The organism is Streptomyces sp. NPDC020898, from assembly GCF_044333925.1.
Classification (GTDB): domain Bacteria; phylum Actinomycetota; class Actinomycetes; order Streptomycetales; family Streptomycetaceae; genus Streptomyces.
In genome coordinates, this window is sequence record NZ_JBIRRV010000010.1 from 244,884 (window position 1) to 266,596 (window position 21,713).

At 67.9% G+C, this 21,713-nt stretch carries 18 protein-coding genes and 1 riboswitch; of the genes, 14 read left to right on the plus strand and 4 right to left on the minus strand.

Annotation, left to right across the window (positions count from 1 at the left end):
• Positions 1–39 precede the first annotated feature (39 nt).
• The gene (locus tag ACH4TV_RS29690) at positions 40–714 is read right to left on the minus strand and encodes an AAA family ATPase (protein WP_398403572.1); all 675 of its coding nucleotides are present in this window, start codon (positions 712–714) and stop codon (positions 40–42) included.
• A 212-nt stretch (positions 715–926) separates the two neighbouring features.
• Positions 927–1,027, plus strand: a riboswitch (glycine riboswitch).
• A gap of 142 nt (positions 1,028–1,169) precedes the next feature.
• On the opposite strand from ACH4TV_RS29690, the gene gcvT reads away from it, so the two are divergent.
• The 10 genes from gcvT (at position 1,170) to ACH4TV_RS29740 (ending at position 12,150) form a co-directional block, all read left to right on the plus strand.
• The gene (gene gcvT, locus ACH4TV_RS29695) at positions 1,170–2,288 is read left to right on the plus strand and encodes a glycine cleavage system aminomethyltransferase GcvT (RefSeq protein WP_398403375.1); all 1,119 of its coding nucleotides are present in this window, start codon (positions 1,170–1,172) and stop codon (positions 2,286–2,288) included.
• A 107-nt stretch (positions 2,289–2,395) separates the two neighbouring features.
• Positions 2,396–2,773, plus strand: coding sequence for a glycine cleavage system protein GcvH (gene gcvH / locus ACH4TV_RS29700; protein WP_398403377.1), 378 nt, complete (start codon positions 2,396–2,398; stop codon positions 2,771–2,773).
• A 54-nt stretch (positions 2,774–2,827) separates the two neighbouring features.
• A complete protein-coding gene (glyA, locus tag ACH4TV_RS29705; RefSeq protein WP_398403379.1) occupies positions 2,828–4,090 on the plus strand; it encodes a serine hydroxymethyltransferase in 1,263 nt (420 codons plus the stop codon).
• Positions 4,091–4,146: 56 nt separating this feature from the next.
• Positions 4,147–5,514, plus strand: coding sequence for an L-serine ammonia-lyase (locus tag ACH4TV_RS29710; RefSeq protein WP_398403381.1), 1,368 nt, complete (start codon positions 4,147–4,149; stop codon positions 5,512–5,514).
• A gap of 209 nt (positions 5,515–5,723) precedes the next feature.
• Positions 5,724–6,338 (plus strand): hypothetical protein, encoded by a 615-nt coding sequence (locus tag ACH4TV_RS29715; protein WP_398403383.1) that lies wholly within the window; start codon positions 5,724–5,726, stop codon positions 6,336–6,338.
• Positions 6,338–7,237, plus strand: coding sequence for a nucleotidyl transferase AbiEii/AbiGii toxin family protein (locus ACH4TV_RS29720; protein WP_398403385.1), 900 nt, complete (start codon positions 6,338–6,340; stop codon positions 7,235–7,237). Before ACH4TV_RS29715 ends, ACH4TV_RS29720 begins: the two co-directional genes overlap by 1 nt.
• Before the next feature lie 616 nt (positions 7,238–7,853).
• Positions 7,854–9,515, plus strand: coding sequence for a hypothetical protein (locus ACH4TV_RS29725; RefSeq protein ID WP_398403387.1), 1,662 nt, complete (start codon positions 7,854–7,856; stop codon positions 9,513–9,515).
• A gap of 447 nt (positions 9,516–9,962) precedes the next feature.
• Positions 9,963–11,060 (plus strand): ISL3 family transposase, encoded by a 1,098-nt coding sequence (locus ACH4TV_RS29730; protein ID WP_398403388.1) that lies wholly within the window; start codon positions 9,963–9,965, stop codon positions 11,058–11,060.
• Positions 11,012–11,575, plus strand: coding sequence for a transposase (locus tag ACH4TV_RS29735; RefSeq protein ID WP_398403389.1), 564 nt, complete (start codon positions 11,012–11,014; stop codon positions 11,573–11,575). The genes ACH4TV_RS29730 and ACH4TV_RS29735 overlap by 49 nt, the downstream gene beginning before the upstream one ends.
• Before the next feature lie 107 nt (positions 11,576–11,682).
• Positions 11,683–12,150 (plus strand): hypothetical protein, encoded by a 468-nt coding sequence (locus tag ACH4TV_RS29740; protein ID WP_398403391.1) that lies wholly within the window; start codon positions 11,683–11,685, stop codon positions 12,148–12,150.
• A 232-nt stretch (positions 12,151–12,382) separates the two neighbouring features.
• Here ACH4TV_RS29740 and ACH4TV_RS29745 read toward each other — a convergent pair whose 3' ends face one another.
• Positions 12,383–13,432 carry a LacI family DNA-binding transcriptional regulator gene (locus tag ACH4TV_RS29745; RefSeq protein WP_398403393.1) on the minus strand — a complete coding sequence of 350 codons (1,050 nt, stop codon included), beginning with the start codon at positions 13,430–13,432 and terminating at the stop codon, positions 12,383–12,385.
• A 312-nt stretch (positions 13,433–13,744) separates the two neighbouring features.
• Between ACH4TV_RS29745 and ACH4TV_RS29750 the strand changes: the two genes are divergently transcribed.
• Complete coding sequence (locus ACH4TV_RS29750) at positions 13,745–15,196, plus strand: glycogen synthase (RefSeq protein ID WP_398403395.1); 1,452 nt, start codon at positions 13,745–13,747, stop codon at positions 15,194–15,196.
• Positions 15,196–16,050 carry an HAD family hydrolase gene (locus tag ACH4TV_RS29755; RefSeq protein WP_398403397.1) on the plus strand — a complete coding sequence of 285 codons (855 nt, stop codon included), beginning with the start codon at positions 15,196–15,198 and terminating at the stop codon, positions 16,048–16,050. The genes ACH4TV_RS29750 and ACH4TV_RS29755 overlap by 1 nt, the downstream gene beginning before the upstream one ends.
• 60 nt (positions 16,051–16,110) lie before the next feature.
• Here the strand turns inward: ACH4TV_RS29755 and ACH4TV_RS29760 are convergent, their stop codons facing one another.
• Positions 16,111–17,553, minus strand: coding sequence for an MFS transporter (locus ACH4TV_RS29760; protein WP_398403399.1), 1,443 nt, complete (start codon positions 17,551–17,553; stop codon positions 16,111–16,113).
• Positions 17,554–17,855: 302 nt separating this feature from the next.
• Between ACH4TV_RS29760 and ACH4TV_RS29765 the strand changes: the two genes are divergently transcribed.
• Both ACH4TV_RS29765 and ACH4TV_RS29770 read left to right on the plus strand, forming a co-directional pair.
• On the plus strand, positions 17,856–19,658 hold the full coding sequence (locus tag ACH4TV_RS29765) for a BTAD domain-containing putative transcriptional regulator (protein WP_398403401.1): 1,803 nt from the start codon (positions 17,856–17,858) through the stop codon (positions 19,656–19,658).
• Positions 19,659–19,664: 6 nt separating this feature from the next.
• Entirely contained in the window at positions 19,665–20,402 is a 738-nt protein-coding gene (locus tag ACH4TV_RS29770; RefSeq protein WP_398403403.1) for a BTAD domain-containing putative transcriptional regulator, read from the plus strand.
• Positions 20,403–20,525: 123 nt separating this feature from the next.
• Here the strand turns inward: ACH4TV_RS29770 and glgA are convergent, their stop codons facing one another.
• Positions 20,526–21,707 carry a glycogen synthase gene (gene glgA / locus ACH4TV_RS29775; protein ID WP_398403405.1) on the minus strand — a complete coding sequence of 394 codons (1,182 nt, stop codon included), beginning with the start codon at positions 21,705–21,707 and terminating at the stop codon, positions 20,526–20,528.
• Positions 21,708–21,713: the final 6 nt, after the last annotated feature.

A 21,713-nucleotide genomic window follows, 5' to 3' on the forward strand; every position in this document is an offset into this window, starting at 1 on the left:
AATGAGCAAAACCCTAACCGGCCCCGGGAGGTACGAGGGTCAGTCCGCGAAGTCGATCCTGCGCAGTACGTCCGCCGCGTCCCGGTCGATCAGCACCGCCGAGCCGCAGCCCTCCGGCAGAAGCCCCTTCTCCGCCGCGCGCAGCAGCCGCGAGGCGGCCTGGCGGTGGCGCAGGAAGGCGTAGCGCGAGACGCCCCGGCCGCGCTCGCGCTGACCCTCCAGGGCCTGGTCCGGGGTGACGTCCAGGAGCAGCATGTGCAGGGTGCCGCCCCGGCGGCGGGCCTCGCGGGCCAGCCAGCCGCGCACCCATGCCTGCGTACCGCAGTCGTGCACGACGACTCCGGCGCCGGAACGCAGGGCGCGGTGCAGCCCGGCGTAGTGGGCGAGGCGGACGAGGGGGCGGTAGACGGCATAGGGGAGGAAGGAGGGCGTACGGGCGTCCCAGCGGTCGCGGGTGTTCTGTGAGTCGATGCCGGTGCCGCGCACCGCCCGGCGCATCAGCGTGGACTTGCCACTGCCGGGCAGGCCGGTGACCACGACGAGGTCGCGGGCACCGAAGGTGAGGCCGTGCGGGCTGTGGCCCGAACGCTCCCGGAGGTCGCGGATCACGGGTGCCGAGTGCGAGGCGCACACCTCCCGGGCCGGGGCGGCCGGCTGCTCGGGCAGCGCGAGGGCTGGGGTCGTCGCGTACGCCGTGGTCCTGTTCACCGTGATCGTCCTCCCATGGGGTTGGGAAACCCATCCCCGTCGAGTGTAAAGAGAAGGTAATACGCGGTGTCTCTTGATTGGGTCCCCTTACTGCAACAGGCCTGCTACAGGGCGATATGCGCGCCTGTCGCGGAGCCGTGTGTCCTCTGTGAAGGGTCCCCCTGCCGCGCCCGGAGAATGCGTGCGATGATGTGCGCGCCAACTGCATACCGGCCGCTTGAATCCGCGCGGGAGAGTTCCGGACACCTACGGGTGGCCGGGCGCCGAAGGAGCAAGTCCCTCCCTTGAATCTCTCAGGCCCCGTTACCGCGCGGGCGAGGCACATCTGAAAAGCGGGCCGCCGGTCCTGGTGACCAGCGGCTCCACCCACGGTGCAAGCCATGTCTTCATGGCGAACCTCTCAGGTTCCGATGACAGATGGGGAGGAACGACCTCGCCGTCATGCCCTGGGAGCACAACCGATGAGCAGCACTTCTGCGCGTAAGACCGCCCTCGATGCCCTGCATCGTGCGCTCGGCGCGACCATGACCGACTTCGCCGGCTGGGACATGCCCCTGCGGTACGGCTCCGAGCGCGACGAGCATCTGGCCGTGCGCACGAAGGCCGGCCTCTTCGACCTCTCCCACATGGGCGAGATCACCGTGTCCGGGGCCGAGCCGGCCGAGTTCCTGAACTACGCCCTCGTCGGCGACCTCGCGGCGGTGGGCGTGGGCCGCGCCCGCTACACCATGATCTGCGTCCGGGACGGCGGCATCCTGGACGACCTCATCGTGTACCGGCTGGCCGACGCCGAGTTCATGATCGTGTCCAACGCCTCCAACGCCCAGCACGTCCTGAACGAGCTGAGCAACCTCGCCGAGGAGTTCGACGTCGAGGTCCGCGACGACCGCGACGCCTACGCGCTGATCGCCGTGCAGGGACCCGAGTCTCCGGGAATCCTGAAGTCGGTGACCGACGCCGAAATCGACGGCCTCAAGTACTACTCCGGCCTGCCCGCCACCGTCGCCGGCGTCCCCGCGCTGATCGCCCGCACCGGCTACACGGGCGAGGACGGCTTCGAACTGTTCGTGCAGCCGGAGCACGCCGTGGAGCTGTGGCAGGCCCTGACCAAGGCGGGCGAGGGCGTCGGCCTGGTCCCCTGCGGTCTGTCCTGCCGGGACACCCTGCGCCTGGAGGCGGGCATGCCGCTGTACGGGCACGAACTGTCACTCTCGCTGACCCCCTTCGACGCCGGGCTCGGCAGGGTCGTCAAGTTCGACAAGGCCGGCGACTTCGTGGGCCGTGCGGCCCTGCGCGAGGCCGCCGAGCGCGCTTCGCAGGAGCCGCCGCGCGTCCTCGTCGGTCTGGTCGCCGAGGGCCGTCGCGTCCCGCGCGCCGGGTACCCGGTCGTCGCCGACGGCCAGGTGATCGGCGAGGTCACCTCGGGCGCCCCCTCCCCCACCCTCGGGAAGCCGATCGCGATGGCGTACGTCGACGCCGCGCACTCGGCACCGGGCACGCCGGGCGTGGGCGTGGACATCCGGGGCAGTCACGAGCCGTACGAGGTCGTGGCGCTGCCGTTCTACAAGCGCCGGAAGTAACTTCGGCAGCGTCGGAAACGACCCGTTTCCTGCCCGCTCACGGGCAGGCAGTCTCCCTGTAGTACCCCATGCAGGACCAGTCCCCCGCGTACAGGAGAATTCAGGCCATGAGCAACCCCCAGCAGCTGCGCTACAGCAAGGAGCACGAGTGGCTGTCGGGCGCCGAGAACGGCGTCTCGACGGTCGGTATCACCGAGCACGCGGCCAACGCGCTCGGCGATGTCGTGTACGTCCAGCTTCCCGAGGTCGGTGCCACGGTGGCCGCGGGCGAGACCTGCGGTGAGCTGGAGTCGACCAAGTCGGTCAGCGACCTGTACTCCCCGGTCTCCGGTGAGGTCACCGAGGTCAACGAGGACGTCTCCAACGATCCTTCGCTGGTCAACTCCGCCCCGTTCGAGGGCGGTTGGCTCTTCAAGGTGCGGGTCGCGGACGAGCCGGGCGACCTGCTCTCCGCGGACGAGTACACCGCGTTCTCCGGCAGCTGAGACACCCGGGCTTGAGACACAGGCTTAAGACAGGCGTAAGGACGTACTGAACCCATGTCGCTTCTGAACACTCCCCTGCACGAGCTCGACCCGGACATCGCCGCCGCCCTCGACGCCGAGCTGAACCGCCAGCAGTCCACCCTGGAGATGATCGCCTCGGAGAACTTCGCTCCGGTCGCGGTCATGGAGGCCCAGGGCTCGGTCCTCACCAACAAGTACGCCGAGGGCTACCCCGGCCGCCGCTACTACGGCGGCTGCGAGCACGTCGACGTCGCCGAGCAGATCGCGATCGACCGGGTCAAGGAGCTGTTCGGCGCCGAGTACGCCAACGTGCAGCCGCACTCGGGCGCCTCCGCCAACCAGGCCGCGCTGTTCGCGCTGGCCCAGCCCGGCGACACCATCCTCGGGCTGGACCTGGCTCACGGCGGCCACCTCACCCACGGGATGCGGCTGAACTTCTCCGGCAAGCAGTTCGCCGTGGTCGCCTACCACGTGGACGAGGCCGGTCTGGTCGACATGGCCGAGCTGGAGCAGCTCGCCAAGGAGCACCGGCCGAAGGTGATCATCGCGGGCTGGTCGGCGTACCCGCGTCAGCTGGACTTCGCGGAGTTCCGCCGCATCGCGGACGAGGTGGGCGCGTACCTCTGGGTCGACATGGCGCACTTCGCCGGTCTGGTCGCGGCGGGCCTGCACCCGAACCCGGTGCCGTACGCGGACGTCGTCACCTCCACCACCCACAAGACACTGGGCGGCCCGCGCGGCGGCATCATCCTCGCCAAGAAGGAGTTCGCGAAGAAGCTGAACTCGTCCGTCTTCCCGGGCTTCCAGGGCGGCCCTCTGGAGCACGTGATCGCGGCGAAGGCCGTCTCCTTCAAGGTCGCGGCGAGCGAGGAGTTCAAGGAGCGCCAGAGCCGTACGGTGGAGGGCGCGCGGATCCTCGCCGAGCGCCTGGTGCGCGCGGACGTCGGGGAGCACGGCGTGTCCGTCCTGTCCGGCGGTACGGACGTCCACCTGGTCCTCGTCGACCTGCGGAACTCCGAACTGGACGGCCAGCAGGCCGAGGACCGCCTCCACGAGGTCGGCATCACCGTCAACCGCAACGCGATCCCGAACGACCCGCGCCCCCCGATGGTGACGTCGGGCCTGCGGATCGGCACGCCGGCGCTGGCCACCCGCGGCTTCACCGCCGAGGACTTCACGGAGGTCGCCGACGTCATCGCCGAGACCCTCAAGCCGTCGTACGACGGCGAAGCCCTGAAGGCACGTGTGAAGGCGCTGGCCGACAAGCACCCGCTGTACCCCGGTCTCAACAAGTAGTTCCCTGGCGGGGGCACCCGACGACGTGTGCCCCCGCCCTCTCTGGAGGAGTCCCCGTGGCCATCTCGGTCTTCGACCTGTTCTCGATCGGTATCGGCCCGTCCAGCTCCCACACGGTCGGCCCGATGCGCGCGGCCCGGCTGTTCGCCCGCCGGCTGCGCAACGAGAAGGTCCTCGGTGCGGTGGTGTCGGTCCGCGCGGAGCTGTACGGCTCCCTGGGCGCGACCGGACACGGCCACGGCACGCCCAAGGCGGTACTGCTCGGCCTGGAGGGCGCCTCGCCGCGCACGGTGGACGTGGAGGGCGCGGACGAACGGGTGGAGCAGATCAAGGCGGCGGGCCGCCTCCGCGTCCTCGGCGAGCACGAGATCGACTTCTCCTTCGACGACGACCTGGTCCTGCACCGCCGTAAGACGCTCCCCTACCACGCGAACGGCATGACCCTGTGGGCGTACGACGCGGCAGGCGCCGAACTCCTCACGAAGACGTACTACTCGGTGGGCGGCGGGTTCGTCGTCGACGAGGACGCGGTGGGCGCGGACAAGATCAAGCTCGACGACACGCCTCTGAAGTACCCCTTCCGCACGGGCGACGAACTGCTGCGCCTGGCGAAGGAGACGGGCCTGTCGATCTCCGCGCTGATGCTGGAGAACGAGCGGGCCTGGCGCACGGAGGACGAGATCCGCTCCGGGCTGCTGGACATCTGGCGCGTGATGCAGGCGTGCGTGTCCCGCGGTATGTCCCGCGAGGGCATCCTCCCGGGCGGGCTCCGGGTCCGCCGCCGCGCGGCGATGTCGGCCCGTCAACTCCGCGCGGAGGGCGAGCCGTTGGCCCGCGCGATGGAGTGGATCACGCTGTACGCGATGGCGGTGAACGAGGAGAACGCGGCGGGCGGCCGGGTCGTCACGGCCCCGACCAACGGCGCGGCGGGCATCATCCCGGCGGTCCTGCACTACTACATCAACTTCGTGCCGGGCGCCGACGAGGAGGGCGTGGTCCGCTTCATGCTCGCCGCCGGCGCGATCGGCATGCTGTTCAAGGAGAACGCGTCCATCTCCGGCGCGGAGGTCGGCTGCCAGGGCGAGGTCGGTTCGGCCTGCTCAATGGCGGCGGGCGCGCTCGCCGAGGTGCTGGGCGGCAGCCCCGAACAGGTCGAGAACGCGGCCGAGATCGGCATGGAACACAATCTCGGCCTGACCTGTGATCCGGTGGGCGGCCTGGTCCAGATCCCGTGCATCGAGCGCAACGGCATGGGCGCGGTGAAGGCGGTCACGGCGGCACGGATGGCGATGCGGGGCGACGGCTCGCACAAGGTGTCCCTGGACAAGGTCATCAAGACGATGAAGGAGACAGGGGCCGACATGAGCGTCAAGTACAAGGAGACGGCCCGGGGCGGGCTTGCGGTGAACATCATCGAGTGCTGAGGGGGTGGCCCTGACCAGCGCGTTCGTGTCTTTCGGCGCTGTCGGGGCCTTCCCTGGTTACGCGGCGGAAAGTCCCCGGGAAGTACCCTTGGAAGGAGCTCTTGACCTGCGGTTTCGCAGCACGTGATCAACACCGGATACGCCGCTCATCCGCCACTGGACGTATCAAACCGATCCCCTAAGTCAACCCGAGGGGTATCATTTGATACATGGACGCTGCGGAAAACTCGCGCCTGGAACAGCGGCTGGTCGGCCTCTCCCACACATTCACGACGGCGCAGGCGCGTCAGGCCCTGCTCTCCCCCCGCGACCTGGCGCACTTGGTCGCAGAAGCACAGATAGACGAACTGTCCCGCGGGGTGTACCGGCGGGCAGACGCCCCGGAGACGGCGCACTCGGATCTGCTCGCCGTGTGCGCACGGGCCCCTCGCGCCGTCGTGTGCGGTGAATCCGCCCTGGCCCTGCATGAACTGATCGACGACATCCCCGCAGCAGTACACATCGCCGTGCCGCGCGGTACACGCCGCCCGACGATTTCCTACCCGCCGACCGTGGTGGCGCAGTACGCCGCGAAGACCTTCGACCTCGGTATCGAACGGTTCGAAGCAGCCCCGGGAGAGACCATCCCCATGTACAACGCAGCCCGCAGCGTCGTCGACGCGATGCGCCACCGCAGCCGCATCGGCGAGACCCTCGCCCTGTCCGCACTCGGCCGCTATCTGCGCCGGGGTGGACGCAGCGACGTCGGCGAACTCCAGGAATTCGCACGCGAGTTGGGTGCTCTCTCCGTCATCCGCCCCGCCGTTGAGGCGGTGCTCGCCTGATGGCCAACCCCGCGCGTGACACCGCCGCCGGTCGCGTCTACAACGACCTGCGCAACCTGGCCCGCCGCACCAGCCGGTCCACGGACGAGATCATGGTCGAGTACGTCCTCGAACGCTTCCTCTACCGCTTGGCCGCATCGCCCCTTGGCCGGGAACACTTCGTCCTCAAGGGCGGCCTGCTGCTGGCCCAGTTCGGCGCCCGCCGGATGACCCGCGACATCGACATCCTCGGCCGCTCGTTCCCCGGCACCGAGACCGAGATCGTCCACAGGATCGCGGCCATCGCCGCTACCGAGATCGACGACGGAGTCGTATTCGATCCCGCGACGCTCAAGACCGTGCCCATCCGCGAGGAGGACGAGTACCACGGCCTACGCCTGTCCATGGCCGGCTCCATCGCCCGCGCACGACTCAAGCTCCAACTGGATGTCAGCTTCGGGGATCCCGTCACTCCCGGCCCCCGGATCATCGACTACCCACAGCAGCTCACGACGGACAGCTTCCAGCTCCTTGGCTACCCACTCGCCACCGTCATCGCCGAAAAACTCTCCACCGCCGTCTCACTCGGCGACCTCAACACCCGCGACCGCGACTACGGCGACCTCTACCGCTTGCTTACCCTCAACAACCTGGACGGCCAAGAACTCACCACAGCACTGACCGCCACGGCCACACACCGCGGCATCACTCTGAAACCGCTCAGCTCCACCATCACCGACCTCGGCGAGCGCCGCCAGAATTCCTACACCGCTTGGCGCCGCCGGCAAGGCCCCGCCGCAACCAGCTACCCCGAACGCTTCACGGACGTCGTCTGGCAGGTCGCCGCCTTCGCGGACACACTTCTCAACGGCGAGGCCCTCACTCTCACTTGGAGTTCGGCGACCCTCACGTGGTCATGAACCAGACCCGGCCGACCGACCAGGCCTTCAGGGCGAACCCGAGACCTACGCATTACGAGACCGTGAGGGATCGTGTCGCGTGGTGTTTCGCCGTGCCACGTAGTGACGTTGTGCCTGATCAGAGCACGTGCAACAGGTTGACCCGTGCCACCCGATGCTGCACCGTCCAAAGGCGTCCGACCACCGGCTGGCCACCGGGAAGGCCGCCAGAGGTGGCAAGAGCAGACTCACCGAGATTGTGGGCCTCCCACAGACTCTTCGTACGTGTACCGGGTAAGTCTCCCGCGGGTCACTCCAGAGACGGCCCCTTCCAGCGTGGCCGGTTGGCTGTTCCCGAGACAGTCCTTCAGGTCCGTTCCTGACCAGCTAAATCCCCTGGCCATCGACCAACCAGTGGTGACAAGATCCGCAGCATGACCTATGGAATCGAGTCCTACCCCACCCGATGAGCGCCCAGGCAGGCGGTGGAGTCCCCGCCCCTCGGCCCTCCCTGTACGCATACGCGCTACGCCTGTACCAGTCGAAGCCCGACGGTCGACTGCCCCACGGTGGCTACCCCTTGCCTGACTCGCCGCAAAGGCGCGCAGGGCTGGGTTGGCGCGAGGCCGAAGCAGGTGTGCGGGAGACCCTCGCTCCCCTGCTGTCCGATCCGGACACGGCCCGCGCCGCCGACGAGATCCACCGCAGGCTGCACACACTGGGCATTCGGGATCGTCATGTCCAGACTGCGATGGCTGATCTGCCCCTGGAGGACACAGCGGCAGCCCGTGCTCTCGGCCGCCATCTGACGCGCACCGGCACCAGCACCCTGGCCGTGAACGTCGGCATCGCGCTCCTGGCTCGCCTCGGTGAGCCGGAGGACGTGCCCTACCTCAAGGTTCTCGGCCTGCTGAGGGTTCTCGCCACTCCCGTGGTCGGCGCGCTCACCGCCCTCGACTGCCCGACAGCAGCCCTGGTATGGCTGGCCAACCACGCCGAGAAGCGTGCACTGCGCCACCTGATCGACGCGATCGCCGCGCGCGATGACGACGAGGCCCGCACATGGCTGATCAATGCCCCTCTCGACTCAGGTGCTGTCGGACCGTCCACCGCCCGCAGGATTGCCAAGGCCGTCCAACTCGCCGACATTCTCAGCGAGGAGCAGATCGACACCCAGGTCGTGGCCCAGGCCGGACGTCTCCTCTCCCGAATGACGGGACTGCGCGACTACCAGCCCGAGATCCTCAGCTACCAACAGGCCACCACCGCCTACGACGCGTTCGTCGCACGCGCCTCCCAACTGCCCCCGACGCTGGACCACTACGCCATCCTGCTGTCCGTCGCCCTGGACCTGCACAGTGGCCCCAGCGTGCTCCTCGACTGGCAGCCGGGACAGAGGGAAGCCCTCCTGCGCGCCCTGGAAGCCGTCCTGAGCAACCAGTCCTGGACAGCCGTCGCGGAGAGCGAGCCCGAAGAACCCGCCGAACGCCGCCGGGTTCATTGGATACGGCGCGCGGCACGGCAGCCTTTCCACCGCGCGACGGTCTCCCGGTTCCGGGTGGAGGCCACCGTGCGGGACCCGGCAGACCTGGACACGGTCGAGGCACGGCTGTTGATCGACGGCCGGCCCCTGGTACCCGAAGCATTCGGCAAGGGTTCAGCCAACTCCCCCGAGTACCTTCTCGACAGCGGCCGTCTGCGGGCCGCGGCCGAGCCCCGAGAGGTGCAACTCGCCGAGGCGTACTGCACCGAGGGCTGCTGCGGCGCGCTCTACGTGACCATCTGCAGGGAAGGTGACCAGGTCGTGTGGCGTGACTGGCGTCGCCCGCCGACGCGGCAACCCCGGGCGGAACTCCCCGAGTACCGCTTCGATGCGGGCGACTACGAAACGGAGATCGAGCGCGCCGAGAACGACCGGTCCTGGGCCTGGCCGGCTCGAAACACCGCCCGCCTGATAGCCGCGGGGCTACGCGAACAACCCGATCTCCTCACCCGATGGGACGGCCAGGTCGGCTGGATCGGCACCGACTTCCAGAATCAGGACTCGACCATGATCTCCTTCACATACTGGCCAGGCCTTGCCGCCGGGCAGCGTGACAAGGACGGCCCCTGGTTGCAGTTCATCTGGAGTCTCCCCGACGACGGCACACCTCCCGAGAATCAGGCTGCCGCGGCGCTGCGGCAACTCACCGAGCAGGACCCGAAGACCTACGCACAGGTCAGCGGAGGCAGCCGCTCGCACGCCGAGGCACTCGGCTTCCCATGGCCCGAACCAGGAGACTCGGAAGAGAGCGCCTGACCGAACTCATCCGGCCTGCGCCACGCTCCCCGGCAGGAGAAGCGGCGCATCTCCGGGCACATAGCAGGCGTTCAGAGGCAGTAGGACCCTGGCGGTACTTCTCCGGCCAATCCGTACGGGTGGCTACGACGTCGTCATTCGGCCCCGTTTCGTGAAGATCCATAACGGCCCGAAGCGGTACCGGCCGGCATCCCGGTCTCTGCCGGAGCCTGCGAAGGCCGCCGCTGCCCAAGTGGGGCCGCCTCAACTCGCCCGGGTGGGCCCGCCGAACGGCTCTGGCACAGATCTTGTGGAGTCGTCGCAGAGTGTCACCACGGTGTTCGAATGTGGAGAGCTGCTTCCCTGTGAGACCGCGTGCGCCGTGCCCCCGAACAACGGATACTGACGCTCCATCAAGTCGGTGCGGAACTCCGCTTTTCGCAGCGGCAGCCAGTGACGGTGCCGGTTATGCAGACCGACGCGCTGTTCTGGAAGACGCTCGTGTTCGACGGAGTCGACGAGGTGGACGTCGAGAAGGTGACCGCCGCCTTCGGGACGATCGACATCGTGGCCAAAGGCCGCACGACGGGCGCGACCTGCCCTGACTGCGGCAGCCCCTCAGAGCGCGTGCACGGCTCTTACCAGCGCAGACTGCGGGATCTGCCGCTCGGTGAGCGGAGCGTCGTGATCCTGCTGAAGGTCCGGCGCTTCGTCTGTGACGCAAGGACATGTCCGCGCCGCACGTTCGTCGAATCGTTCGCGTGGCTGACCTGCCCGTACTCGCGATTCACCACCCGGCTCGGCCGTCCCCTGGAGCACATAGGGCTCGCACTGGCCGGACGGGCCGGCGCCCGGATGGCGGCCCAACTGGGCCTTGATGCCGGGCGGATGACGCTTCTGCGCCGAGTGATGACCTTGCCGGATCCGCAGTTCAACACGCCGCGGGTGATCGGGGTCGACGATTTCGCCACCCGCCGCGGCCACTCGTATGCCACCGTGATCACGGAAGGTGAACGCCACCACCCCATCGATGTCTTGCCCGGCCGCGAGGCCGCGCCGCTTGCGACCTGGCTGAGGGCGCATCCAGGAGTAGAAGTGATCTGCAGGGACCGTGCGGGAGCGTATGCCGAGGGCGCCGCGCTCGGCGCCCCGGACGCGCTGCAGGTCGCGGACCGGTTCCACATTCTCCAGAACCTCACCCAGGCCGTCGAGAAGTGCGTCGCAGCGCATCGCGACTGCCTGCGCACCGCCGCCCCGCCACCGGAACCTGCGACCACCAACACACGGACCGCAGAGAGTGAAATCGAGCTGCCCGTCACCGTGGTGCCCGCCGGTCGCCGGGCCGAGCGGATGCAGGCCCATCACGCCTTGGTCCACGGCCTGTTGAGCGAAGGAATGGGACTGCGGGCCATCGCGCGCCACCTCGGCTGGGGACGGCACACCGTCCAGCGATACGCACGAGCCGTCCGCTGGCAGGACATGGTCACCGGACGACGAAACGTTCCAGCCACCTCGACATGCACCAGTCCTACCTGCAACGGCGCATCGACGACACCGACGGCGTGATCACTATCAAGGACCTGCGCGAGGAACTCGCCACGCGAGGCCACCGAGTGCCCTACAGCAGCCTGCGGGACTGGGCCCGCAGCCGCTTGGAGTGGCCCAACGCCCCCGCGCCGACCGCTGCGGCGCCGTCCGTGCGCACCGTCGTCGGCTGGATCACCCGCCACCCCGACACCCTCACCGAAGACGAAACCACCCAGCTCAAGGCCGTCCTCGACGCCTGCCCCGAACTGGATCAAACCCACCAACACGTACGGGACTTCGCTCAGATGCTCGCCCAGCGCACCGGTGCCAACCTGCCGGACTGGATCAGCACCGCCCGCGCCGCACGGCTGCCGGGGGTGACCGGCTTCGCTCACGGACTCACCACCGATCTCGAAGCCGTGACCGCCGGACTCACCGTGCACTGGAGCTCCGGCGGCACAGAAGGTGCCGGGAACCGCATCAAGAAGATCAAAAGGCAGCTCTACGGCCATGCCGGATTCGAACTCCTCCGCAAGATGATCCTGCTCCAGTAGCGTCTCACCACAGGCTCGGCAGCCAACCCTGGTCACGCCCGCGACTGTGACGGGCTGAGAAGATCGCCGCGACACTTCAGATTCCCTCGAGACCGCGAAGGACAGGAATGTCGAGGAGACTGCCCATAGAGCAGGCCCAGGAGCGACTTCGACATGAGGTGAGCCCTGGACAACAGCCTCTCGTCGAACTGGACTTGGACGAGATGTGGCTGAGGTTCGTGCGCTTCGGCTCACAACGCTTCGACACCGCGAACACACCCGACGCAGATGGCCTGCTCTGCCAGTACGGGACCCACGCCTTCGATGGGCCGCCTGCCTTCACGCTGGACTTTGCCCGCCAGTTCGAGGTCAACGACGCTTCCGGCGAGCATGATCATTACATCCAGCTGCACTGCGAACTTCGGTACGAACCCGTCCTTCAACTTCGGGCGCTGGGGCACTTCGAGTCCTGGTTCTTCCACGACACGGACGAGGAACTCGACGGCTGGGCCGACGGCCTCGGGCTTCACGAATTCTGGACGATCGTCCGCAACTTCCATCCCACGGAAATCAGGGTCTACCAGGAACAGGTGTGAGCACACCCACGAATCGACCTGCCCGGTGACGCTCTGCGACGACGCCACAAGATCTGTGCCAGAGCCCGCCGAACGACGTCGCAGCCAATGACGTGTTACGCGGGTGAGGTTCAGGTATCGACCGGGTCATGGCCACGCGCCACCAGCGGCAGGTCCTGCACAGCCAACCGTGTTTGCGGTGGACGCCAGGCAGTACGACCCGGAAGAAGTCCGTCGGGCAACCTCCACCCATCTAAGCGCCTGCTCCTTCCGCAAGTACAGCCTCAAGCCTCGGCCAGCGAGCCGAGGTTGACCCCCGAACGATGAGCTCGGGCTGGAGCATGAACTCACGGTGCTGAGTCGTACTGCTTACGCCGTCCGCCAGAAGGGTAGCGATGGCGGTCATGGCGATGGACTCGACCGGCTGACGGACGGCGGTGAGCGGTGGCCTCGTGAATTCCATGAACGGCGAGTCATTGAAAGTGACGACCGAGATGTGCTTGGGTACTGAAAGTCCACGCTCCTTCAGTGCCTGGATGACGCCCAGGGCGGCCAGGTCGCTGTCACACAGGATTCCTGTACAGGCCTTTTCGAGCAGAGCACCCACCGCCGTACGACCGCCTTCGATTGTGGGCAGAGTGTGATGAACCCGATCCGCCGCAGTCGCCGCATCAGGACAACGCGCCTCTTCCAATGCGGCAACGAATCCATCGCTTCTCCGCGCGGATAACTGATTCCGGTGGTGCCCAACGACCATCCCTATGCGATCGTGTCCGAGTTCGACGAGATGCTGCACGGCCATCCGCATCGCGGCGTTGTGATCGACAGAGACGAACGGAGCATCACCCGCCCCGTCAGGCCCGTTGACAAAGACGCAGGGAAGCTTGAGCCCTCGTAGTCCAGCGCGTGTGTCAGCCGAGAGCGTGCTCGTGCCGGGCCAGCCGGAAACGAAAATAATACCTCCCACTCCGCGCTCGACAAGCAGATCGACCGCCTCCTGGGAAAAGACTGTATCGGACGCTTGAACACATACGGCGGCTACATATCCACTCCGCCGAATGGCTTCCTCGAGCTCTTGGACCAGCGAGGCGACCAGCGTCTTCGTCAGCTCGGGAGTGACGAGCGCGATAAGGCCCGCCGGCGCAACCGATCGGCCGCTCGCCACTCCGGATTCCTGAAGAGCGTCCAGCACAACCTGCCGCGTTCGGTGGGAGACTCCATTTTTGTCGTTGAGTACGCGAGAGACGCTCGCCTCGCTCACTCCCGCCTTCTTCGCTATGTCCGCCAGACGCAACCGAGCCATGGCTTCAGCTCCCGACCTAAGTAGCACTGCGACCCATACTCGCCAAGCACATGGAGTTTGGGAAGTCCATATTACCCGCAGGACAACCCGCACCAGCTCCCGGCTGCTGTTCGACTTCCAAGTTGGACAAGGACTTGACCAACCAGCCAGGCGCCTGTATGAGCAGGCTGGCACCTTTCAGCAAGCCGCCATCGCGAAACGAGTCAGCAAGCGCCTTGAAAGGCCGCCCGTGGATATTGGTGAGCCCCACAGGATTCTGCTCTTCGCACCACCTCATTTCCTGCCTCACTCGGTCCTTCGGAGTACACATCGATGAAGTGCCTCTACATCACTCAGGAATACGCCCCGCTCTTCTCTGAAGGCGGACTGGGGCTGGCAAGCGCTTCACTGCCGGCCGCTCTCGATCGTCTGCACGCTACGCATCACGATTTGGTCCTCCCCTACTATCCACGCCTGGTGGATCAATTGGGTCTGCGGACCGAGGAAGTGTCCGTCCTTTCCGAACGGCAGGTGACTGGCATCCGGTCCGGCGCCACGGTGCACCGGCTCCTCGACCACCGGCACAGCGGTGACATCTTTCTGGTCCGGGCCGATGCCTGGTACGACCGTCCGGGAATCTACCGGGACGAGGAGTACCGCCCGTTCACGGACGAGGCCGCCCGAGGCGCCTTCTTCGGCTGGTGTGTGGCGGAGTGGGTGGGCACCGGCCGCCAGGACTACGACCTGGTGCACGGCAACGACTGGCAGTCCGGGGCGGCAATGGCCCACTTGCGTGACCGGTTCCCGGCCTTGCCGCAGATTCTCACCATCCACAACGGCCTCTACTCGGGCGACGTACGCGCCCAGGAGCTGCCCGAACTCGGTCTCCCCGCCGGCCAGATCGAGCTTCTCCGCCAACACGAGCAGGCGCGGCCGAGTCTGCTGCTGGCCGCACTCCTTGCCTCGGACGCCGTGGTGACGTGCAGCGGTGGATACGTCGAGGAACTGCTCACCGAGACCCGGGGCAGCGCCATCGGAACCGTCCTGGAGCGAACACGGCCGACCGGCATCGTCTTCGGCGTCGATGACGACCTGTGGGATCCCTCCGCGATCGACCGGGCGACGTACCCCTACGACGTGTCGACCGTGCAGGTCGGCAAGCACCTGAACAAACAGGAACTGCAGAAGCGCCTGGACCTTCGCGCGGACGGCTCCGTGCCGGTGGTCGGCGCATGCTCCCGGTTGGTTCCCGAGAAGGGCACCGACCTCCTGCTGGAAGCCCTGGAGCCGCTGGTACGAGAGGGGCGACTCCAACTCGTGCTCGTAGGTCCTGCCGACAGTGTGCTGAGTGAGCGGTTACGTGCGCTGAGCGCGGATGCTCCCGAGCACCTGGCCCATGTCCCCCGCTTCGACCAGGACATCGCCTGGCTCACCTATGCCGGGGCCGACCTCACCGTGATGCCCTCACGGGTGGAGCCCTGCGGTCTCAACCAGCTGATCGCCTACCGCTACGGCACGCTCCCTGTGGTCAGTCCCGTCGGCGGGCTCCGCGACACCGTGACCGATGTGCGGGTGGATCCGGTCCATGGCGGTGGCTTCCTGATCCCCGAACACACTGCCGTATCCGTACGATCCACTGTCCTTCACGCGCTGGAGTGGCTGGAACGCGACCCCGCCGGACTGGCCGAGGTCCGTACCAGGGTGATGCGCCAGAACTGGTCGTGGGCCAGAACAGCGGCGCGGTACGCCCAGGTCTACGCCCGCTTGGGCGAGCGGGCCGCCTGATGTCCGGCCGGCGCCCCATGGTGGTGGCGACAGACCTGGACGGCACGCTCCTGCGCGGTGATCTGACGGTCTCCTCCTACACCCGGGCGATGCTGCGCCGCCTGGACGAGACGGGCATCCGGCACATCATCGTGACGGGCCGCCCCGCGTCGGGCTGTGGCGCCCTCTTCCGCTCCCTCGGATACCGGGGCCTCGCCGTGTGCGGTCAGGGCGCCCAGATCTACGACGTGGACAGTGACGTCCTGCTCTCTCATGCCGAACTGGACCGAGGAGCCGCGCAGGCGTTTGTCGCCCGGCTGACCTCCCGGATCGGCCCCGTACACCTGGCCGTGGTCACATCCGGGCCCCGGGGCGAGTTTCTGACCACGTCGGCCTTCAGCCGGGGAGACGAGCGAGAGCTCTCTCCCTTGCCTCCGGTGCACAGCGGGGATCTGTGGAGCCGCCCCATCGACAAGGTCCTGCTCCGCCACGACACGCTGTCCGACACCGAACTGGTCGCCGAAGCCGACGTGTGTTGTGCGCCCGGCTTGCGGGTGACGCACGCCGGCCCCCGCATCGTCGAACTGCTGCCCACCGGGTTCGACAAGGCCACCGGCCTCTCCCGGGTCTGTGCGGTCATCGGCGCCGCTCCACGAGACGTCGTCGCGTTCGGCGACATGCCCAACGACATCCCGATGCTCACGTGGGCCGGTCACGCGTTCGCCATGGCGAACGGACATCCGCGGCTCAAGGCCGTGGCTGACGAAATCGCCCCCCACCACGACGAGGACGGGGTGGCCGTGGTGCTTGACCGGTTGCTACGCGAGACGGTGCCCGAGCCAGGCGGCAACCGCCGCCGGCTGAGCCCTCGGTGAGCGGCGGCGGGCGGCTGAGTGGAGCGGAGCGATCGCCTCGTTCTCAGGGCCGCGTGGAGTTCATGCGCGATCACGGCCCGGCAACCACAGACTGCTGACCGCGATCGCGGCCAGCACGGGGACGGCGGCGGCGAACATGGCCGCCCGGTAGCCGTCTGTGAGGTCTCCGACTCCCGTACCCCGGGTGAAGGTGGCCGCGACGGTGCTCATCAACGCGAGGCCCAGTGCACTGCCGATCTTCTGGGACGTGCTGAGCAGACCGGAGGCGGCGCCGGTCTCCCGCTCGTCGAGCCCGCTGGTTCCGCACACGGTGAACGTGACGAACACGAACCCGCCGCCGAAGCCGATGAGCAGTTCGGGAACGAGCACCTCGGCCCAGTAGGTGTCACCGGAGATTCCCCCGAGCCACACCAGACCGGTCGTGAAGAGCGACAGCCCGCCGATCGTGACCGCACGAGCGCCCAGGCGTGCCAGCAGGGGGCCGGTCAGGCGTGAGGAGACCGTGACGGCGGCGACGATGGGCAGGATGGCCATGCCCGCAGCCAACGGTGTGAAGTCCAGGACTTGTTGGATGTAGAGGCTGAGGAAGAAGATGACCGGGCCGACAGACATGTTGACCAGGGCCGCGACCGCGTTCGCCCCTCGGATCTCCCGGCTGCGCAGGATGCGGAGCGGAAACAGCGGGTCGGCGCTTCGGTTCTGACGGACCACCACGGTGAACAACAGCGCCAGGGACAGCAGGACCAGTCCCCAGGTGCGCGGCGCGAAGAGGTTCGTCGGATCCGATCCGACGAAGGCGTACACGAGCAGGGTCAGACCGAGGCTGACCCCCGCGGCACTGACGAAGTCGATGTGCGTTTCCGCCTTGCTCACGGAATCCCGCGGCAGGATCCGGCGGGAGAAATAGGCCGCCGCCACTGCCGCGGGTACGTTGACGAGAAAGGTCGCCTCCCAGCCGACGACATCGGTGAGCAGCCCGCCGAGAAAGTACCCGGCCGTGCCACCGGCCGCCGCTACCGCGCCCAGCGTCCCCAGGGCCTTGTGCCGTTGTGCCCGTTCATCGGCTGTGCGGTCGGGGTAGAGCCCGACCAGCACGGACAGCGCGGTGGGTGAGATGACGGCTGCGGCAAGGCCCTGGGCGGCACGGGCCAGGATGATGGCCTCGGGTGAGGAGGCGAGTCCGCCGAGCAGGGAGGCCAGCGCGAACGCCACGAGTCCGCCGGTGAGCACCCGACGTCTGCCGAGCACATCCCCCAGTCTGCCGCCCAGGAGCAGGAAACCGCCAAAGGTGAGGATGTAGCTGTTGGCGACCCAGGAAAGGCTGGAAAAGGAGAATCCCAGCTCATCTTTGATGGTCGGCAACGCGACCTCGATGATCGCGGAGTCCACGTTGAGCATGAAGTGACTGCTCACCAGGAGTGCCAGCGCGGCGGTCCGATGGGTGCTGGGTGGGCTGAGTGTCACGGCGGAGTCGCCGTCCGCCCCTTTTCCTGTCAGTGACACGCGGGTTCCTAGCGAATGGGTGACGATGACGGGCAGAACCCTCATTGGAACGGCGGCTCCGGACCCGGGCAAGGCAGCGGCCGACCAGACGTCTGACACGGGGAAGCCAGGCGTTCAACTGTTCAACTGCGCCGGTGCCGCAGTTGAACACCCGGGGCCCGCTCAGTCCGTGAACACCGCGCGGAACCACACCTGGTGACGTTCTCCCGACACCGTGGCATGATCCGTCCGTGCATTTCTGTGTTCTCGGTTCATTGCGGATCTCGTACGGTGGAACACCGCCGATAACTCCGGCTGGAGCGATGGACAGAGCGTTTCTGGGGGAATTGCTGGCGCATGCGGGGCGCGCGGTTTCCATCGATCACATCATTGAATCGATATGGCCGCACAACCCACCGGTCAACCGAGCCAACGCCGTCTATGTCAGGGTTTCGCGCCTCAGATCGCTTTTTCGGTCCATGGCCGGCCCGGCGAGCGATCAGACGGTGATCACGACCCAGCCCGGCGCTTATCTCCTCACCCCGGAGGAATGTGACGCCAGGCGATTCGAGCAACTGCTGACAGCCGGGATGCGGGAACAGGAGAAGGGCTTCCTCGACTCGGCCGCCGCCTTGCTGGACCGCGCGCTGTCCCTCTGGGAGGGCGAGGCCTTCACCGACGTCGCCAGTGAATGCGTCGTGACCGAGGCGGGAAGGCTGACCGAACTGCGCCTGGTCGCCCTGGAACGGCAGGCTGAGGTGTTGCTTGCCCTCGGAGCGCACTCACAGGTGGTGAACGTGCTCAAACCCGTGGCCGAGAGGCATCCCCTGCGCGAGACCCTGCACGGCCACCTCATGGCTGCCCTGCACGCGTCGGGCCGCTCGGCCGAGGCTCTCGCCACGTACGCCAGGCTGCGTTCCACGCTCGTGGAAGAACTCGGTACGGAACCGGCCGCCACCCTGCGCGACCTGCACTGGAACCTGCTGCGGCACCATTCGACGGATACCGACGGGCCAGTCGTGCGGGTGTCGGCCGCAGCGGCGCCGAGTCGCTGGTCCCCGCCTGCCCAACTTCCCGGCGAAATAGCCGACTTCGTGCCGGGCGAGGACATGGAGTTGGTGGCCGACGTACTGACGAAAAGCGGTCGCGCCACAGCCGCCGTCACAGCGATCACGGGCCAGGGCGGGGCCGGGAAGACCACGATCGCCGTGCATCTGGCCCGGCGTCTGCGGTCCTCCTTCCCCGACGGCCAGCTCTACATCGGTCTGGGCGGTGGCAGTCCGAACCCGACGGAGCCCGCGGAGGCGCTCGCCCAGCTGCTTCGCTCGGTCGGCCACCCGGCGTCGGCCCTGCCCGAAGGCGTCGACGCGCGGGCCGCGTGTTTCCGCGACCGGCTCGACGGCCGCCGTGTCCTCGTCGTCCTCGACAACGCCGCGGACGAGGCGCAGATACGTGACCTGCTGCCCGGGAACGCGGAAAGCGGCGTCATCGTCACCAGCCGGTCCTGGCTCACCGGTATCCCCTTCGACGCGCGGGTGGAGCACAATCGCATGAGCCCGTGCGATGCCGTCCTGCTCCTGAGCCGGGTCGCCGGCGCCGACCGGACGGACCGGGAGCCGACGGCGGTCCGCGAGGTGGCACGCCTGTGCGACCACCTGCCGCTCGCCCTGCGCATCGCCGGCGCCAGGCTCGCCGCGCGACCGCACTGGAGCGTGGGGGATCTGGTCCAGCGCCTGACCGATGGCTCCGGCCTGCTGACCGAACTCACCCACGGGGCGCTGAGCGTACGTTCCTGCTTCGAACCCGCCTACCACCGCCTGGCCGAGGGGGACCGCCGGATGTTTCGCGTACTCGGGCTGAGCGGTGCGGGTGTCTATACCGGGTTCGACGGCGCCGTGCTGCTCGGCCGACCCGAAGCCGAGGCCGCGGAGGCGCTCGAACGGCTCACGGACGCCCGGCTGTTGAGCGTCTCGCACCCGGGCCGCCGAGGGAGCGTGCCCACGTTCCGGCTGTCCGGCCTCGCAGGCGCTTATGCCAGGGAACGGGCGGACATCGAGTCGCCGGAGAGCGAGCGGGACCAGGCAGCGGTAAGCGCTTGCGCGCTATTCAAGATCAACTTATCGTGACCTCGTGTGGGATATACAACGGGGATTCATGTACTAGGACAGGTTCGGCTGCACGACGGTGCCCCGATCATCAAGGGAACCAAGACACGCGCGTTACTGGTGACACTCATGCTGCGTGCCAACGGCGGAGTATCTCTGGAGACGATCACCGAGAGCCTGTGGGACGGTGAACCGCCGAGATCCGCGGTCGCCAACATTCGCACCCAGGTGAGTGCCTTGCGCCGCGTGCTGGACGCGAAGGCGACTCTCGCGGGGGTGCCGGGCGGATATCGTCTGGACGTCCCGATCGACTTCTGTGATCACCTGCGGTTCCTCGATCAGGTGGCCGTCGGCCGGGCCGCCTTGGCCGACGGCGACATCTCGCACGCGATCAAGCCGTTGGCCACCGCACTGTCCCTGTGGGACGGCGACCGGGCCGCCATCGGCGTGCCGCGGTACGGCCCCCTCCACGGATGGCTCAACCACCTCGACGAGGAACGGACGCGGGCGGCCGAGGACCTGGCCGACGCCCACATACGACTGGGCGAGCCGCATGCGGCACTGAGCCACCTGTCAGACCTGCTGGCTGTCTCACCTCTGCGTGGCCGCAGCTGGGAGTTGCGCATGCTTGCCCATCACCGGCTCGGCGAGCTGGGCCAGGTGAGCGACGCCTACCGGACGGCTGTGGCGACGTTCCGCCGAGAGCTGGGCATTGCCCCGGACGACCGGCTCAGCACCCTGCACCGGACCCTGCTCCAGAGCTGACGTCGGGCCGTCTGCCGAGCAGCGTACGGGTCCCGCATACACGCCGCCTACTCGTGTGACGAGAGCACTCGAGTACGTGGTGCGCGGGACCTCGGCCCGCGCGCGGGCCGGCGGAAAGGGCCGTCAGACGACGGCCCGGTAGACGTCGGCGACCAGGTGTGCGGCCCGCTCCCAGGAGAAGTGGGACAGCACGCGGAGCCTGCCTGCCCGACCCATGCGGTCCGCCGTCGCCTCGTCCTTGAGCAGCTCGTTCACCCGGGCGGCCAGCTCTCGGGCCAGGACGGACGGCTCGTCCACCCCGTCGCCGCGTCTCGTCGCCGCCCGCAGCGGTACGAGGTACCCGGTCTCGCCGTCCACGACGGCTTCCGGAATGCCCCCGACCGCCGTCGCGACAACGGGAGTCCCACAAGCCATGGCTTCCAGATTGACCAGGCCCAGTGGTTCGTACAGCGAGGGACACACGAAAACCCGTGCATGACTCAGGAGTTGGATCAGAGCCCGTTTGGGGAAGGGTCCGCTGACCCAGTGGACCTCGACGGCGCTGTCCCGCATCCCCTCCACGGCCCGGGCGAATCGCGCGCCCTGGGCTGCCGTGTCGGTGGATTGGGCGACCAGCACCAGCTGGGTACCCGGTACGAACTGCCGGGCCGCTCGCAGCAAGTGCGGCAGGCCCTTCTGGGCACTGATGCGCGCCACACAGACCACGGTCGGCCGGCTGATGTCGATGCCCTCTGCCGCCAGGGCGTCCGTGCCGAGGTCGGGCGCGTAGCGGTCGGCGTCGACCCCGTTGTGGACCACGACGACCCGCTCGGGGTCCACGCCCGGGTAGATCTCCGTGATGTCCCGGGCCATGGCGTGGGACACCGCGATGATTCTGTCCGCACCCGTCAGTGCCTCCCGCTCCATGAAGCGGGAGATCTCGTACCCGCCGCCCAACTGCTCCGCCTTCCAAGGGCGCAGCGGCTCCAGGCTGTGCGCGGTGACCACATGCGGTATGCCGTGGAGCTGCTGGGCGAGTCGGCCGGCGAGGTTGGTGTACCAGGTGTGGCTGTGCACCACGGATGCGCCCGCGACCATGTGCGACATGGACGCGTTCACCGCGAGTGCCTGGAGGGAGGGATTGGCTGTCGCGAGGTCGCTCGGCACAGCATGCGCCTGGATCGAGGGGTCTGTGTCCGCCGGCCCGAAGCAGTGGACCCGCAGGTCGACCAGGTTGCGCAGGTGCTCGGCCAGTGCCTGGACGTGCACTCCCGCTCCCCCGTACACATGGGGCGGGTACTCACGGGTGAGCAGGTCCACGCGCATCGGAAC